The 15710-nt window shown below is 67.4% G+C and carries 15 protein-coding genes; 3 read left to right on the top strand and 12 right to left on the bottom strand.

What is annotated here, in order from left to right; all coding sequences use genetic code 11:
- Positions 1 to 17 precede the first annotated feature (17 nt).
- The 6 genes from AC32QD_RS14695 to AC32QD_RS14670 all read right to left on the bottom strand — a co-directional run bounded on the left by AC32QD_RS14695 (position 18) and on the right by AC32QD_RS14670 (position 7848).
- Positions 18 to 2363: a hybrid sensor histidine kinase/response regulator gene (locus tag AC32QD_RS14695; RefSeq protein WP_492011259.1), complete on the bottom strand. Its 2346-nt coding sequence runs from the start codon at positions 2361 to 2363 to the stop codon at positions 18 to 20.
- A 13-nt stretch (positions 2364 to 2376) separates the two neighbouring features.
- Entirely contained in the window at positions 2377 to 4056 is a 1680-nt protein-coding gene (locus AC32QD_RS14690) for a methyl-accepting chemotaxis protein (RefSeq protein ID WP_492011258.1), read from the bottom strand.
- Positions 4053 to 4595: a chemotaxis protein CheW gene (locus AC32QD_RS14685; protein WP_492011257.1), complete on the bottom strand. Its 543-nt coding sequence runs from the start codon at positions 4593 to 4595 to the stop codon at positions 4053 to 4055. The genes AC32QD_RS14690 and AC32QD_RS14685 overlap by 4 nt, the downstream gene beginning before the upstream one ends.
- A complete protein-coding gene (locus AC32QD_RS14680; RefSeq protein WP_492011256.1) occupies positions 4592 to 6010 on the bottom strand; it encodes a CheR family methyltransferase in 1419 nt (472 codons plus the stop codon). Before AC32QD_RS14680 ends, AC32QD_RS14685 begins: the two co-directional genes overlap by 4 nt.
- Positions 6007 to 6501 carry a chemotaxis protein CheW gene (locus AC32QD_RS14675; RefSeq protein WP_492011255.1) on the bottom strand — a complete coding sequence of 165 codons (495 nt, stop codon included), beginning with the start codon at positions 6499 to 6501 and terminating at the stop codon, positions 6007 to 6009. The genes AC32QD_RS14680 and AC32QD_RS14675 overlap by 4 nt, the downstream gene beginning before the upstream one ends.
- A 456-nt stretch (positions 6502 to 6957) precedes the next feature.
- The gene (locus tag AC32QD_RS14670) at positions 6958 to 7848 is read right to left on the bottom strand and encodes a class I SAM-dependent methyltransferase (protein ID WP_492011254.1); all 891 of its coding nucleotides are present in this window, start codon (positions 7846 to 7848) and stop codon (positions 6958 to 6960) included.
- Between the two features lie 199 nt (positions 7849 to 8047).
- Here AC32QD_RS14670 and AC32QD_RS14665 point away from each other — a divergent pair, with 199 nt between their 5' ends.
- Positions 8048 to 8383: a cupin domain-containing protein gene (locus tag AC32QD_RS14665; RefSeq protein ID WP_492011253.1), complete on the top strand. Its 336-nt coding sequence runs from the start codon at positions 8048 to 8050 to the stop codon at positions 8381 to 8383.
- Positions 8384 to 8415: 32 nt separating this feature from the next.
- Here AC32QD_RS14665 and AC32QD_RS14660 read toward each other — a convergent pair whose 3' ends face one another.
- The 6 genes from AC32QD_RS14660 to AC32QD_RS14635 all read right to left on the bottom strand — a co-directional run bounded on the left by AC32QD_RS14660 (position 8416) and on the right by AC32QD_RS14635 (position 13407).
- Positions 8416 to 9390, bottom strand: a complete 975-nt coding sequence (locus AC32QD_RS14660; protein WP_492011252.1) for an isoaspartyl peptidase/L-asparaginase family protein — start codon at positions 9388 to 9390, stop codon at positions 8416 to 8418.
- 331 nt (positions 9391 to 9721) lie between these two features.
- On the bottom strand, positions 9722 to 10054 hold the full coding sequence (locus tag AC32QD_RS14655) for a hypothetical protein (RefSeq protein ID WP_492011251.1): 333 nt from the start codon (positions 10052 to 10054) through the stop codon (positions 9722 to 9724).
- Between the two features lie 553 nt (positions 10055 to 10607).
- The gene (locus AC32QD_RS14650) at positions 10608 to 10832 is read right to left on the bottom strand and encodes a hypothetical protein (protein WP_492011250.1); all 225 of its coding nucleotides are present in this window, start codon (positions 10830 to 10832) and stop codon (positions 10608 to 10610) included.
- A 205-nt stretch (positions 10833 to 11037) separates the two neighbouring features.
- Entirely contained in the window at positions 11038 to 12453 is a 1416-nt protein-coding gene (locus tag AC32QD_RS14645) for a TadE/TadG family type IV pilus assembly protein (RefSeq protein WP_492011249.1), read from the bottom strand.
- A gap of 20 nt (positions 12454 to 12473) precedes the next feature.
- Positions 12474 to 12869 (bottom strand): TadE/TadG family type IV pilus assembly protein, encoded by a 396-nt coding sequence (locus tag AC32QD_RS14640; protein WP_492011248.1) that lies wholly within the window; start codon positions 12867 to 12869, stop codon positions 12474 to 12476.
- A gap of 4 nt (positions 12870 to 12873) precedes the next feature.
- Positions 12874 to 13407, bottom strand: a complete 534-nt coding sequence (locus AC32QD_RS14635) for a TadE/TadG family type IV pilus assembly protein (protein ID WP_492011247.1) — start codon at positions 13405 to 13407, stop codon at positions 12874 to 12876.
- Positions 13408 to 14173: 766 nt separating this feature from the next.
- Between AC32QD_RS14635 and AC32QD_RS14630 the strand changes: the two genes are divergently transcribed.
- Positions 14174 to 14560 carry a helix-turn-helix domain-containing protein gene (locus tag AC32QD_RS14630; RefSeq protein ID WP_492011246.1) on the top strand — a complete coding sequence of 129 codons (387 nt, stop codon included), beginning with the start codon at positions 14174 to 14176 and terminating at the stop codon, positions 14558 to 14560.
- A 323-nt stretch (positions 14561 to 14883) separates the two neighbouring features.
- On the top strand, positions 14884 to 15642 hold the full coding sequence (locus AC32QD_RS14625; RefSeq protein WP_492011245.1) for a dienelactone hydrolase family protein: 759 nt from the start codon (positions 14884 to 14886) through the stop codon (positions 15640 to 15642).
- Positions 15643 to 15710: the final 68 nt, after the last annotated feature.

Genomic DNA, 15710 nt, shown 5'->3' with positions numbered 1-15710 from the left:
CGATCCGGATAAGCCGGTCACAGCAGGCGTCCGACGGTTTCGAGAAGCTCGGCCCGGCTGAATCGCTGCTTGACCACATAGGCGCTGGCGCCCAGCTTGAGACCGCGCCGGCGATCGGCGTCGTCCTTGCGTGAAGTGACCAGGATGATGGGTATGCGCGCCAGTTCCGGCGCCTGCTTCATCGCGGCGATAAGGCCGAAGCCATCCAGGTTCGGCATTTCCACGTCCGAGATCACTAGGTCGGCGCCCTCCGCGCGCAGCCGTCTGAGCGCATCGGCGCCGTCCGCGCTCACCCGGACCTGGTAGCCGCTGGCCTCCAGGACGCTCTGCTCGAGCGTGCGCGTGGTGATCGAGTCGTCGACGATCAGGATGGTCTGCCGCGTCCGGTCGGGCTCTGCGCGGGCGGTGTTCAGGCCGCAGCCGGTTTCGGATCCGAGATAGCTCGACAGAAGGGCGGCGGCATCGAGCACCGGGACGACCGCTCCGGCCTCCAGAACGAGCCCGCCGGCGACGCAGCCGGCCTTTTCCGGATTGACCTCGAGGCTTCGCATGACTCCCTCGAACACGCCCATGACCCGGTCGACGACGACGCCGAAGCGCATTTCCGCGAGCTTGAGCTCGACGACGGTCAGCGATGCCTTGTCCTTGGCCGGCCGCTCGAGCTTTCGGCCGGTCAGGTCGGTGAGCGCCGCTACGGCCATTGGCGGGGAATCGTCCACCAGAGCATGGGCGCGCGCATCGATCGTCTCGATTCGTGCCTTTGCGATACGGTGGATGCGCACGATCCGGCTGACCGGAATGCCGCTCGTCTCGCCGCCCGACTCGATCAGGGCGAAGCGCATGGCCAGCACCGAGGTCGGCACCAGCAGGGTGCTGCGGGTGCCGTGTGGCGCATGCGCGGCGATGCTGAACATGCCCCCCAGCTGCGCCGCTGCCTCCGCCACCACCGAAAGCCCGATGCCTCGCCCGGCGACTTCGCTCACCGTCTCCGCCGTCGAAAGTCCCGGATGGGTGAGCAGCTCGTTCAGGGCCGCGTCGCTGACAGCAGTGTCCGGCACGGACTCGAGCAGGCCCTTGCGGCGCGCAGCCCCGAGCACCCGGGCACGATCGACGCCCCGGCCGTCGTCCTCCACGGTCACCGCCAGCTCGCTACCGCGCGTTTCCAAAGTGAGCGAGACCACGCCTTCCGGAGGTTTGCCATGGCGGGCCCGCTCCTCGGGAGGTTCGATCCCGTGGTGGACGGCGTTTCGAAGCATGTGCTGCACCGGGTCCTTGAGGCGCTGGAGCACCGTTCGGTCCGCGGGCGTATCCAGCCCGCGCAGGGCTACCCTGACCTCCTTGCCCTCGGCGCGCGCAATATCTCGAACCATTTTTCGCGTGCCGCCGAAGACGACGTCGGCCGGTATGGTCTGGAGTTGCCTCACCTGGCTTTGCAGCACCCGTCCCATCCGGCGCACACGCCAGGCGTGGTCCTGCTGGCGCCGCACCGCGTCGCGCAGGAGTTCGGCGACCCGCTGCAAGCGATCGGCCACGCCCGCTGCACCGATCGGGCCTGACCACGCGTCGGTCTCGGCTCGCGCCTCGCGCGGCAGCTTCAAGAAAGGGCTCTCCACGGCCGCCAGAAGCTCGTGGGCCGTTCGGATATCGGCGAACATTCGGCTTTCCGCGGCGAGATTGGAGATGATTTCGGATGAGCATTGCACGATTGCGTCCAGGTGGCGCATCTCCACGCGGGCCAGTGTCGGCAAGCGGGCCGGGTCGGCGTCGGGTATCTTGCCTTGGTCCGCGGATATCTCCCCCGGCAATCCTGCAGCGGATGGTCTGGATTTGCTCTGCCCGCTTCCGTCAGGCGTGCTTCTGGCAGGTTCGGCTTGCCTCGCAGAGGCCGCCTTCGACACCGTGTTGGTCGCTTCCCGCGCGCCGGTCTCGGCCCCCCCCTGCGACTGCGCATCCTGACCCGGGCGCGCGGTGGCGGTGCCCGCAGTGCGGCAGGCGCGCGCGGCGGCAAGCACCTCGTCGAAGTCGGGACCATCCGTACCCGCCATCGTGGCGACGACACCGTCCTCGATCGCGTCCAGCGCGCGGCGCAGCGTCTTCGTAGCACCGGTATCCATCGGCGCGGTGCCCGCCTGCCAGTCTTGGACCAGGCCCTCGAGCGTATGCGCCAGTTGTTCCACCGCCAGCATGTCCACGGCGCGTGCCGCGCCTTTCAGGCTGTGCAGACGCCGGTGCAGCTCGACGAAGTGGGGCGGGCTGCTCCTCCCTGCCTCTTCCCAGGCGTCGAGCATGGCTCGTATTGCCTCGAGGTGGTCGCGGTGCTCGGCATCGAAGGCCGCGAGCAACTTTTGCTGCAGATCTATCACCCGAGGGGCTTCCTCATGTGACCACGTAACCCTCGACCGAGCTGCGCAATTGCGCGCTCAGGGCGTTCAAGCTTACGGCGGCACCCTGAAGGCCGCGGGTGCCCTCAGCGACTTCGCCGCTGGCGCTGCTGATCTCCTTGATTGCCTGTGTCACCTGCTCGACGCCGATCTGCTGCTGGTTCGTCCCGGCGATGATCTGCTCGAACGCCTGGACGTTTACGTTGATGCTCTCGGCCAGGCGCTCGATGGACTCCTTGAGCTTCGCCGATTGTTGCTTGCCCAGCTCGGTGCGCTTCACCGACTCCTCTGTCTGCATTGCGCAGGTCGCAATCCCCTGCTGGATGTCGTTGAGCAGTGCCTGGACCTGGCCCGTCGCCTCCTTCGCCTGGGCCGCGAGGTTCTTCATCTCGTCGGCGACGACGGTGAAGCTGCGCCCCGGCTCGCCGGCGGCCGAAGCCTCGATGGCTGCGTTGAGCGCAAGCAGGTCCGAGCGTTCGGCGATGTCGTTGACTGTGCTGATGATGCCGCTGATCGAACGGGTCTTCTCAGTCAAGGAGACGATGTTCGTCGCGACCGTCTCGGACTGCTCGCCGATCTTGCCCATGATGCTGTGCGTCTCCCCGACCGCCGCCAGCCCGGCCTCCGACGCGCTCAAGGTCATCTCGGAGGAGGATGCCACGTCTTTGGCCCGCTCCGAGATCTGGCTGCCGGACTGAGCGATCTCGCTGAGCGTCGAGGTGATCTCCTGCACCGCCGCGCGCTGCTGGTTGGCGCTCGCGGCCTGCTGCGCCGCCGAGGCCTCGAGCTGTGAGGTTGCGCCGCTGACATTGGAAACCGCCGACACGATTTGTCGTGTTGTCTTCGCCAGGCTGTCGATCATGTCGTTGATCTGGCGCCCGAGACGTCCAATCTCGTCCGATCCGAAGTCGCGCACGCGCCGGGTCAGGTCACCGCGGCCGACCCGCTCGACCGAGGCCACCAGTTCCGCGAGCGGCGGCGCGATGGTCCGGTGCAGGAGCCAGATGGCGCACAGCGTGGCGGCGATCGCCGCTCCGAGAGCGAACATGAAGATCTGCCGCACATCCTGGTACGTCCGGTTGACTGTCGTCTTGGCGGCGCGGGCCGATTGGTCGACATCCGCCTTCAGCTTGTCCATCTCATTGCTGAACCGCTGGCGATTTTCGTCGAGCACCTGAAGCCGGTCCACCAACTTGCCAACCTGGCCGGAGTTGAGCGCGTCGAAGACGGTCGCGACGATTTGGGCGTTTTCCTTTAACGTCGTCCGGGCCTGCGCGGCGTCGGTCGCTATTTTTTTCCAGCGCGCCTCGTTCGCCAGGTATTTCGCCTCGCCTTCGCGCGTGCTCGATAGGGCGATGAGCCGCTCGAGCGCGCCTTTCGTCGCGGCCCGCTTCAACTCCCAAAGTTGTTGTGCGACCGTGGGGGACTGCGTGCTGGTGTTCTGCGACGCCATGAAGTGAAGCGCGATAGCGCGCTCCGTCTGCACCCGCATTCCCTGTTGTGAGGCCGATGCCTCGCCGATGAGCCGCGTGGCGGCCAGGTTCGACTCGAGTATGGCGTTGATGCTCGCGCGCAACTGGCCCATCGCGACCAGCTGATAGACAGCCAGCCCGGCCATAAGGGAAAGGACCACAAGGAATCCAATGATTATCCGCGTGCCGATATTGATGTTCATGAGGCGCTCCTGCGTGTCTGTTCGAGGCGCTCGCGCAGCGCCGCTTCGTGAAGGATCATGAGGCCTTTCGAGGTCGCCTGCCGGACCAGGCCGCCGCTGGCTGGAGCGCCGGGCCTGCCTGGCTCGAACAGCGTGGCGTCGTCGATCGTGGCCGCGCCCTCCAGCGCGTCGACCTGGAGTGCGGCGGGCCGTCCCGCGCCGCGCAGCAGCAGTATCGGCCCTGAGCCTGCACCGGCTTCCATCGCGCCAAGCAGGGCCGCCAGTGCGTAGACGATCCAGATTTGCCCGCGCTCGTGCACGGCGCCAGTGACGGCCTCGTCGCGCAAGGGCAAGGCGTGCAAAGGTCGGGGCGGCAGTACCTGCGCGAGCATGTCGAACGGCAGGGCGAAGCGTTGGCCGCCGGCCGAGGCGATCAGGGCGCCCGGCATGGCCCGAGCCGCTGTCGGGGTGGCCGCAGCGCCGGCGGCGAGCCAGGCGGTGCGCGCGTCGAGGGTCGCCTCCGCGCGTGCCGCGTCCATGCCGGCGGGCGCGCGAGTCATCCTGGCGCCCCCGGTGCTTCGCCAAGCTGGACCCGGGCGTACTGCCGAAGGTCGCCCGCGGTCACGCCGTCACCGGCACGCACCGGTGCCTCGTCGGCCAGGTCCCTGAGGCTCGAGAGCACGTTGCGAAAGCAGCGCGCGGCCTCCCGCTCGCGCCGACGCGCGCCGGTGGTCATGCCGAGATGGAAATGGGCCAGCGCAAAGTCCGGATCGAGATAAAGCGCACGCCCAAACGCAGCCTCGGCAGCCGCGATATCTCCCAGATGCGTGTGCGCCAGCGCGACGAAGAAGTGGATCTCCGCGTTGAATTCGTCGCGCTCGGCAAGCTGCTCGCCCAGGCATGCCGCCTCGCTCCACTGGCCCGCGTCGGCGAGCCTGTGCAGCCGCGCGACGCCAGCCTCCGGCCCAGCCGGGGCAGACACGGGGCTTGCCGCGCCCGACTGCGCCCGCGGCCTCGACTTTCTGACCGGGCCGCACAAACGCCCGGCCGCCGACTCTCCCGAGACCTGCGCCCGCGCTGCGGGCTTTGACCACGCGGCCTGCGTGGCTTGTGCGGCGACCGCCCGCTTGCGGTAGAGCGTCACCTGCTCGGTCGCTACCGGCTCGAACACGCTGACGATCTCGAGATAGGATTCGGCGTGGCCGGTCAGGAACCAGCCGCCGTCGGCCGCGCAGGCGTGGAAGCGCCGCAGAAGGCGGCGCACTAGGTCCGTCTGGAAATAAATCATCACGTTGCGGCAAAGGATGAGATCAAAAGGGCCAGGCTCCGCGGGGGCGCCGCCAGCCGCGAACTCGGCCAGATTGTGCCGGTGAAACCGGACGCCTTGCTTGTATTCCTCGCGCAGGCGCCAGCGCGGCCCTTCGGCGATGAAGCACGCATCGCGCAGCGTTGGTGCGATGGCGCGCAGGTCCCACGATGAATAGAGCCCGGCGCGGGCCCGGGCCAGCCGCGCGCCGCAGATGTCGGTTGCGACGATCTCGACGGCCCCGGCTTCGACATTCGGTTCGTGTTGGCGCAGCAGGATGGCAAGCGAATAGGGCTCGGCGCCGGTCGAGCATCCCGCACACCAGATCCGGAGGGGCTTGCCCCGCCGCGTAGCGCGAAGCGCCGGCAGGACGACGTCGCGCATCGCCTCCCACTGCGCGGGATAGCGCCAGAACGAGGTCTCCCCGATGCTGATCGCCTCGAGCAGGGCCTCCCACTCGTCCTCGCTGCCCGGTGCGAGCAGGCATGCGAGATAGTCTGCCTCGGTGCTGAGCCGCAGCGCGCCGAGGCGTTGGCGTACCTTCTCGGCCAGAAACTCTCGGCGCGTCTGCACGTTCTCGAGCCCGGTGCGCCGCACGACCTCCGCGGCGATGCGTTCGAGCGGCGAGACGGTTTGCGCCGGTGCCGCCAGATGGCGCGCGACGCTCACGCTTCAGCCTCAGCCAAGATTCTGCGCCGGCGTTCCTCCTCGGCCAGGAAGTGCGCGACGCAGCCCCGCTCGAACTCCGAGATCAGGCGCTCCGTGTCGATGAGCGGAATCGTCTCGCCGTCCCGGCTGAGCTGGGCGGTGATGAACTCGCGATGCGTCAGGCCTTGTGTCAGCGGCCTCAGCTCCTGCTTGCCGGCTTCCAGGACCGACTGGGCCCGGTCAACGAGCAGGGCAATCCGCGGCGCGTCGCGGCGCAGCAGGATCAGGTGGTCGTAGAGCCCCGGCTCCTCGGGGTTGGTCAGGTCGAGCAGGACGCTCAGCCTGAGCGTGCAGACGAGTTCGTCTCCCTCGGCGAAGAAGCCGGCAAGCGCCGGCGGTGCCGCGGGGGGCACGCTGAGCCGCGGCACGGCGAGAATCCGCACAACCTCGTCGCCGCGGATCGCGAAGCGCGCCCCGCCGGCCTGGAAGATTACGGTCGTCTCGGCGTGCATCGAGGCTCACTCCGGATGATGGCAGGCGATCTTGTCGGTGCCTGGCCTTTTCGATGATTGGTGTGGCTGGGCGCGAGGCGATGTCGGGCACCTGCGCGCGGCCGCTCAGGAAACCGGCATGGGTCGAGAAAAGCCTCCCCAGCGAAGCTCAGGCGAATGCACGCCGGGCCCGATTCCTGTCGCGCAGTTGCGCCATGCTCTGCCGGGCCGCCCGCCGCCCCGGAGGAGTTTTCTCCATCGACATCGCCATCCGCTCTCTCCAACAAGTCTCGTCGGTGCCGCGATGCAAGATAGATTGGGTGAAGGCATGAAATTCTGGTAAACGCGCCGTGTCTTTCGGGAAATGCTAACGGTGCGTTAAAAGCAGAAAGATGACGCTATCGGGACAGTGGTTCCATTTACTATATTTGCAGGACGGAAGCGCGGTTAATCCGAACCGGCGGGCTCAATGATATTTTACAGTGTGCCTTTGCCGCAGCGTGGTTTGTCGGCAACGTGTCGGCCATGCCGACTCCCGGCGCGCGTCGTCGCCGTCAGGTCTTGACGGCCCGGGCGACGTGGGTCGATTGCGGCACCACGAAGCCGTCGCCGTCGCGGAAATCGGCCAGCGCGGCGTCGACCTCGCTGACGACCGCCGCGCGTGCCTGAGGGCCGAGTCGCGCGAAGTCCGGCCCCACCGGGGTGCTTGCCAGCATGCCCGGCACCGATTCCGCAGCGGGCAGCAGGCGGCGCAACACCGCATCGGTTGCGATCTCGACATGTAAATCCCGCATCCTCGATCACGGCACGCAGGGCGCGCCGGTCGCCGAAGCGAAACGGGGCTTCGAAACGGCGGGCGATGTCGGCGCCGGCATGCCTTTGCAGCGCCGCCGAGATCGCGGCGTGGCAGGGGCTGTGCTCGGTGCCCCGCCACACGCACAGGGCCAGCCTGCCGCCTGGCTTGAGCACCCGCAGCATTTCGCCCAGCGCCGCGGCCCTGTCGGGGAAGAATTGCAGCCCTTGCTGGCACAGCACGACGTCGAACTCGTCGTCGGCGCAGGGCAGCGCTGCAGCGTCTGCGTGGCGCCACTCGATCGCGGCACCGCCGCGGGGCGCGCACCGGCGGGCGACCTCGAGCATCCCGGCGTTGAAATCGAGTCCAACGATCGCGCCCCGCGCACCAAGGCTCGCCGCGACCTCACGGGCGATGATGCCGGTGCCGCAGGCGACGTCGAGCACACGCTCGCCGGGCCTGAGCGCCACGTGGCCGAGGAAGGTTCTCGCCAAGGGGGCGAAGACGCTCGGTACCTGGTAGCGCTCGTAGCTTTCTGGACCGCTCCCGGTCAGCTGCCACGGTTCCTGTGCCATCGTTTGCACCCGCCGATGTCCCCGGAGAAAAGGAGGATCATTCCCCGAATTGCGCCCATCGATGCAGTCGAGCTTATGCGGATCGCCGCGCCTGGCAATACGGCACGCGCCGACTCCGCACGCAACCTTGCGTTTGGTTGGCGGGACAAGGCTATATGGGCGGACCGCGCCGGAGGCGCGGGCGAAGGGAGACGAGACGATGGATTATCCGGATTTCATGCGGGATTTTCCCGGGCTCGACGTGCCGTTCCCCGAGGAGCGGATCAGCCTCAACGCGGTGCGCTCCGAGGCCGGGCTGGTGGTCTTTTTCACCGTGCACCACGATGTCGAGGTCCCCGAGCACAGCCACGGGCCGCAATGGGGCGCGCTGTTCGAGGGGCGGATCGAACTGACAGTGAACGGCGAGACCCGCACCTGCCGGCCTGGCGACACCTGGGACATTCCTGCCGGCGCCCCGCACGCCGCACAGCTCTTCGCCGGCGCCCGGCTGATGGATGTCTTCGCCGAGCCCGACCGCTACCGATTGCGCTCCTGAGGGCGTCACCTCCGACCCGCTGGCCAGCACGCTCAGTCGGGAAGGATCGCCCAGGCGCCCTCCTCGCCCTCGCGCACCCAGGCGCGGTACATCCGGTCCGAGTTGAACCGCATGGCGATATTGCCTCGGGTGTCGACGCCGATCAGGCCGCCCCTGCCCCCCAGCGGAGCGACCGACTCGGCGAGGCTGGCCGCCATCGCCGCCTCGAGCGGCTGGCCGCCATAAAGCATGCGCGCATGCACATCGTGGCCGGCGCAGCCTCGGATGAAATGCTCGCCCGTGCCGGTGGCCGAGATGGCGCAGGTCCGGTCGTTGGCATAGGTGCCCGCGCCGATCACCGGCGTGTCGCCGATCCGGCCGGCCTGTTTGTTGGTCATGCCTCCGGTCGAGGTCGCCGCCGCCAAGTGCCCCGCGCGGTCACGCGCCACCGCGCCGACAGTGCCGAAGTGCCCTTCAGTTTCCCCGGGTTTCCGCAGCGCGATGTCGTGGTCCAGCGCCTGGGCGCTGCGGTCGCGCGCGCGCAGCGACTCGAGCTGGCGCAGCCGCTGGGGCGTCGAGAAATAGTCGGGCTCGACCATCTCGAGCCCGCGCCCGGAGGCGAAGCGCTCGGCCCCTTCGGCCGCCAGGAGCACGCTGCGTCCCGCGCGCAGGACCTCCCGCGCCGCCAGCACCGGGTTGCGTATGCGACTGGTGGCGGCGACCGCGCCGGCTCGCAGACCGGTCCCCTCCATCACCGCGGCGTCGAGCTCGTGGCACTGATCGGCGTTGAAGACGGCGCCGCGCCCGGCATTGAAGAGAGGGCAGTCCTCAAGCGAGCTGACAGTCGCGACCACGGCGTCGAGTGCCGGCCCCCCGGCCTCCAGCACGGCGCGCCCGGCGGCCAGCGCCGCGAGCATGCCCCGTTGGTGGCCGTCCTCCGCTTCGGCGGCCTCGGGCGAGACCGCCCCAGCACCGCCATGGAGCACCAATGCGTATCCGCCAGTCATCCCGCCCCGCGTGTCGGTCATCCGGAGTCGGATCCTAATGCAGCCTCGCGGCGCCGCGCCAGCCCTGCGCCCACGATTCCCGGCCCGCGAAGGTCCCTGGGCTCGGAATTGCCCACCCGGCGTTCCGGCGAGGTTGTTCGTGCGAGGGTGGTCAGAACCACGCTCCGGGGCGGCAGCTGCTCGGTATCAGGGGCGCGCGAAGGCCCGCGCCACGATGTCGGCATAGCCGGCGCGGGGGCGGCCCTGTGCAGCGCGGGGGGTGTCAGCGTACAGCCCCCGCCTCGAGGCTGCGATCCCATCAGTGCGGCGGAGCAAGCATCCGGCCGCGTGCAGGAACGCACCGGGCGGTGGCTCACGGATGTGTGCACCGCGACTGGGCGATCTGCGCTGCGCGGGCGTAGCCCAGCGCCGTGTCGGCCTTGGCAAAGGCGCGGGCATGGTCCCAGGGCGCCTGGGGCCGCTGGTGGTCGCGTTTGGCAGATTCCAGCAGCATCCGCGCGTCGTCCAGCAGCCCGTGCACCAGCGCAATGCTTTGCCAGTCCATGCAATCGCGGGCCCTGTCGACGCTGGCACCGACCCTGTCGATCAACGCCTGGACATCCGCGAAGTGCCTCGGGCATTCGAACGCCGCCGTGGCGCCGCCGAACCTGACGGCGAAGGCGGCGGCGAAGAGCGGCATCGGCATCGAGGCGCCGCGCGGTTGACCGGCCGGTGCCTGCCGCGGGCCGGCGGCTCCAATCTCGCGCCCCGTCGCATGCCGCGGGTCCCGGTCGGCGCCCTCCGGGCCGGGCTCGCCCGCCTCCCGGACTATGCGAAGGCGCTCCTGGTCGGGCGCGGGACCGGAGCCGGGCTCCGGCTCGTGAGATCGCAAGACAAACATTTGCACCCCCCGAGATTCTCTGGACTTCGGTCAACGCGGTGGCACCGCGGCCCGATTCATCGGGACTTACGAAAATACGCTTCCCGCCACCATGAGCCGGCCCGCTGGAGAGAAATCGTGTCCCGCAATTAAGAGACAGACGCGCATATCGGCTTGAATCTTTCTGAAGATCAGATGAATCTCCGACAGCAAGTCATGGCCGAATTTCTCATCCGTGTGACGTTACACAGTCCGCCGTCGCCAACCCAATTCGGCACATCGACCTTTAAATCGAGCCATAGCAGACGATCGGCCCATCCCGATCGCGTGGCCGCCCGGCCTGGCGCTGCGAACTATGCACCTCGGTCACGCGGACTCGCTATGCGTTGCGCAGCGTGCGGATTTGTCCGAGATTCCTCCGAACGACGCTCCACATGCCGATGGCGGCCCAGCCGCTCGCCCACATGACCGTGGCGCCGATGGGCAAGCCGATTGCCTGCTCGATGGTCAGCGTGCCCAGGATCGCCGTCGCGACGAAGGCGTAGACAAGCCCGCCAAGCGAAATCCGGTGCCACGGATGGATGCGAAAATAGAAGGCAAACATAGCGCGTTTCTCCTTGTCCCGGCAGGATCATCGGCCCTGCGCATGACGGAGTAGCCCGTCGGATTTGCCACGAAAAAGCGACTGGTTCTATCGAGTTTACGCAAATCGGTTCTCAAGCGACGCCCGGTATCCGCGACGAGCCGTCGATGCACCGCCAGAGAGGATTTCGGCCCAACTCTGTCCGGGCTCCCACGCCCCGCATGGCTCAGCGCACCAGCCGGTAGGTCCACTTGTGCGGACCGTTTGGCACGCCGGTGTTCGGGCACAAGCCGAAATTGGACTGGGTGCGGATGATGATGTCATCGACCGCCTCGACCGAGGCGCCGACCCTGCCATCGGCCTGGGCCGCCCACGTCACATCCCACCCAGAGACGATGCGCAGGTTCCTGATCTGGCCGGACGCGGCGAACAGCACCGAGGAGCCGTTGGTATAGAGTTCGACCGCCTTGCCGCCGCTGCCGCAAACGCCGTTGCCGAAGCTTCCGCCGGCGGCGAAGTGGATACCCTGATATGTCTTGTCCGCAGGATGCCAGTCCACCGCAATTGCGACGTCCTGCATGTCGACGGTCTGACTCGACGGCACCTGGATGGGGCAGGTGGAAATGATCGCGGCGTTGCGGACCGGCGTGCTCGGCAGGCCGATCTGGCTGGTGCAGCTGATGCTGTAGACCGTGTAAGGGTTCAGCGTCGCGGGCAGTGTCGATCCCTGGTAGAGGGCCGGGGGCGAGCCGTCCGGATGGTAGAGGTAGGCCCACTTTGCGTAGATCTCGCCGTCCGTCTGGACCATGCTGCTATAGCTCAGCGTGCTGGGCAGGGACTTCAGCACGTTCACGTAGTCGTTGACCGCATAGGCGTCCAGTGGGAACAGTGGCGCGCCTTCGCCGCCCGCCGCCCAGGCGTCGCCGAAGCCCTGATTGCTGGCTATGGTATCTGCGAGGGTGTAGGGCCCGAGACAGTTGCTGCAGGTCGTGCTCGCCGCGGTGCCGAGCTCGAAATAGTTCGCTTGCCGCAGCTTCATGCCTTTGACGCCGTGGATGCAAATGTCGTTGTAGTAGCCATTCGAGGTTCTTTGGTCGAGGACGTCCCCGGCGATCAGGCCGTTATTGCTGCACTCGGAGACTCCGCGCACGGCGATGGCCTCGGCGTTCACGTCCCAGCGCCGCAGTCCGATAACGCGCAGGAAGTTGGTCAGCACCGGATTGCCGTTCGAGGCAGCCCGCTGGGTGATGACGTCCACGGCGTTCGGCGGCGAGCCGCCGGGCGAGAAGGTCTCCGTGCCGAAGTCCCAGGTGCCGACATGGACCTCCGCATCCGGCAGCACCACGCCGTTGGTGTCGGGGTTCATGTTCATGCGGGCATAGGCCGTCGCCTGGTCGACCACGTCGGTTTGATTCGGCAGCGAAAGCGCCCCGGCCAACGCCGCGGCGTCGGCGGTCGACTGAAGCATCGACTGGTTGCGGAAGGCGTCTGTGACGTCGACCGCAAGCCCCCCGATTGCGGCGTAGAGCAGGAACCAGACCAGGGACCAAAGGGTGAAGCTGCCGCGCTCGTCGCGCAGGAACCGTCCAAGAGAGGCGCTCGATACAGCGAGGTCTCCTTCGGCTCGTGGATGACGGGTCATCGGACCATTATCCCCTTTGCTCAAAGGCGCGGCTCGCGCCGCATGGTCGAACTGGCGGTCATGGTCTTTCCCAGGATCGGCCGGAAGAACGTCCCGAAGAAGACGGCCTGGTCGACCGCCACCGCGATGGTCAGCGTCATGTTGCTCCCGAAATGGGGATAGATGACGTAGTAGCGGTCGTGCAGGTAGAGATGCGACGCCGCGTAGTCGCGGACCTGCTGGACGGTCGCGAGCTCGCCTGTCGCCATCCGCCGCGCGATGTCGCGTGCCGCGTTGTACATCTCCGAATTGGTCTGGTAGAGGACGCTTGCGTCGGCGAAGAACATCATCAGCAACAGAAAGAACGGGACCAGTAACGTGAACTCGACGGTCACGGCGCCCCTTGTGTCTTTCAGGAACTGGCGAATTGCTGGCATCGGATCAACCCGTGGTCTGGAAAGGAATGCTCGGGTCCACCCGCATCACAACCCGGGCCACGATCGTCGTGCCGAAGATTGTCAGGGGGGAGAAGTAGCTGATGATCGACATGTCCTGCACCGCGAGCGAGATCGTGACCTGCGCTCCGTTGTTCACGTCGTAGGACGCCTTTATCGAGTACGGGTAGTCGGGCGCCTTCATCGCGCTGGCGGCATAGGCCTCGGCCCCGGACACCGTCAGGATCGACCCCTCGACCATGCGACGCGTGGTGTCGCGGGCCACGTTCCACATCTCGGTGTGCGTGAAATAAAGCGTCGTGGCATCGATCACGATGGTGAGCAGCGCGACGATGAACGGCACCCACAGGACGAACTCGATGGTCATCGCGCCCCGGTCGTCCCTCAGGAACTGGTCGAGGCGGCAGATCGGGCACCTCGCCGCGCGGCCCGTCGGCTCTGCGGATCGCTCGGTCGCGATCGCGGGGGCGCTGCACGTAGCGCCCACGAGGACCAGGTCCGTCTGCCTGTGCGACGTCATGCGAACTCCCGATAACTTGATATGTCGGGGAGCACGCTACGCGGAGATTTCCGGGCTCCTTGTGGAAGGAGTCGCCGGTTACTTACGGTTTGGTGAAACTGAAAGCCTGACTTTCTTAAATACAGACAAGATGACAGGTGAGCGAATACCTACATGAAGCGAGAGAATGACTCCAAGCCGATGTAAAGTCAACACAAAGTTGCCACATTCAACTCCAGCAATTTGGATTCAACTTGTGCTTGCTCTGCAGATGACAGGGTTCAACGGCAGGTATAGTTCAAGCGCAGCATCGCCGATATTCTGCGCCAAATTCTGCGGCGATTGAGGGCAGGGATCGATGTTGCCGGCCCGCTCGGGCCGTCCCGCGGGCCCCGCGCGTTCGGTGGCCTGCGCGTGGAAGACGCGCGTTCCTCATCCCCGCCTTGGCGGCCCCGGCGCCGTTCGCAGCGAAGCCCGGCCTCCCGGCCGTTTTGTAAGGTGTGACGATTTATACAGCGGCCGTTCACGCGGCGGCTACTGTTGTGCCGGACCCTTTGGGGGGTGTCGGTGCAGAGTGACGGATCCGGCAGGTTCCCCTGATCAGGTTCGCATGCGTTGTCTGCCGTTGCAGGCATGTTTGGAGTCGCGTTCCGAGTCGGCGCCGGGGCCCGAAGCCCGGCGCCTTTTTTCCGGATCGGGCGAGCCAACGAATCGCACAGATCGTTGCGCCGGCGATGATGAACCCACAGCGGGGGACCGCAAGGGCGGGTAGCCGAGGATTTCGACCATGCCAAGATCAGTCGATGTGCATGTGGGCCAGAGGGTGCGTCAGGCGCGCTGGATGAGCGGAGTGACCCAGCAGCAGCTGGCGGATCAGGTCGGAGTAAGGTTTCAGCAGATCCAGAAATACGAAACGGGGACAAATCGGATCAGCTCCAGCCGTCTGTGGGACATCGCCGGGGTGCTCGGAGTGCCCGTGGCGTTCTTCTTCGAGGGACTAGCCGGGCAGACGAGCGAAACGGGCGAGGCCTGCGGCGATATCCTTACCGACAAGGAGGCGCTGGAGTTGGTGCGCGCCTACTACGCGATCCCGGAACCGCAGCGCCGGCGGCTGTTCGACCTCGCGCGGGTGCTGACCGTGCAGGAGCCGGAGCGCGCTGCCGCGACCGCGTAGATCCGTCGCAAGGATCGGCTACCGCGCAGGCGGATCGCTCGCGCGTTCCGCTCCGGCTCAGCCCGATCAACCGCGCGGCGCGTCATGACCAGCGATTGCCCCTGAACGATCGTCGCCTGCGAGAGCCGGGATTTCCGGGGGGAATCCGAGTATCAAAACCCGATCGGGCCTGTCGCCTGCGCAATCGCTGCCGCCGCCACTCCGGCCATTTCAACGCCGCCGAGAGAGGCACGGCCTATCCGGTCTTTGACCGCCGGCCAACCCGGACCATCCTGTCCGGTTAGCGCGACGGTCTGGTGCGCGGCATGCGAAAGGAGAATCCATTGACCAAGCGAGACATTCTCGTCGAGACCGGCGATGGCAAAACTGGCGCCGGCGTGTTCGTGCCGGACGGGGCGGCGGCAGCGGCCAAGTCCAATCCGGGCGTGATCCTCTACATGGACGCGTTCGGCCCGCGGCCCGCCCTCGACCGGATGGCCGAGCGCCTGGCCCTGGCCGGCCACGTGGTGCTCGTGCCGGACCTGTTCTATCGCATGGGCGCATACGGTCCCTTCGATGCGGCCACCGCCTTCTCCGACGAGGCGCGGCGCGCCGAGATCATGGGCATGGTCCAGACGACGACCCAGGCGATGACCGAGCGCGACAGCGCCGCCTTTCTCGACGCGCTGGCGCGCGAAGGGGCCTCGGGTCCGGTCGGCGTTGTCGGCTACTGCATGGGCGGGGCGCGGGCACTCACAGCGGCCGCCGCCTACCCGGACCGCATCGCCGCCGCTGCCAGCTTCCACGGCGGCAACCTCGCCAGCGAGGCATCCGACAGCCCGCACCGGCGCGCCGCGCAGATCCGGGGCCGCGTCTATGTCGGCTGCGCCGGCGTCGATCGCAGCTTTCCGCCCGAGCAGTCGGCGCGGCTGGCGCAGGCCCTGCGCGAGGCCGAGGTCGATCACGTGATCGAGAACTATGTCGGTATGGAGCACGGTTGGGCCGTGCCGGACCACCGGGTGTTCCATCCCGAGGGCGCCGAGCGTCACTGGAAGCGGCTTCTGCAGCTCTTCGCGGAAACGCTGCACGAGCCTTCGCGCTGACGCTGAACGCCGGTCGGCCGGACGCTCGGACGGGATGTGTGCGGCGCTCGGGACGCAAGGAATCCGGC

It is taken from the genome of Thermohalobaculum sp., from assembly GCF_058622915.1.
Note: the sequence above shows the minus strand (reverse complement) of the source record. Positions and strands in the feature narration are given on the sequence as shown.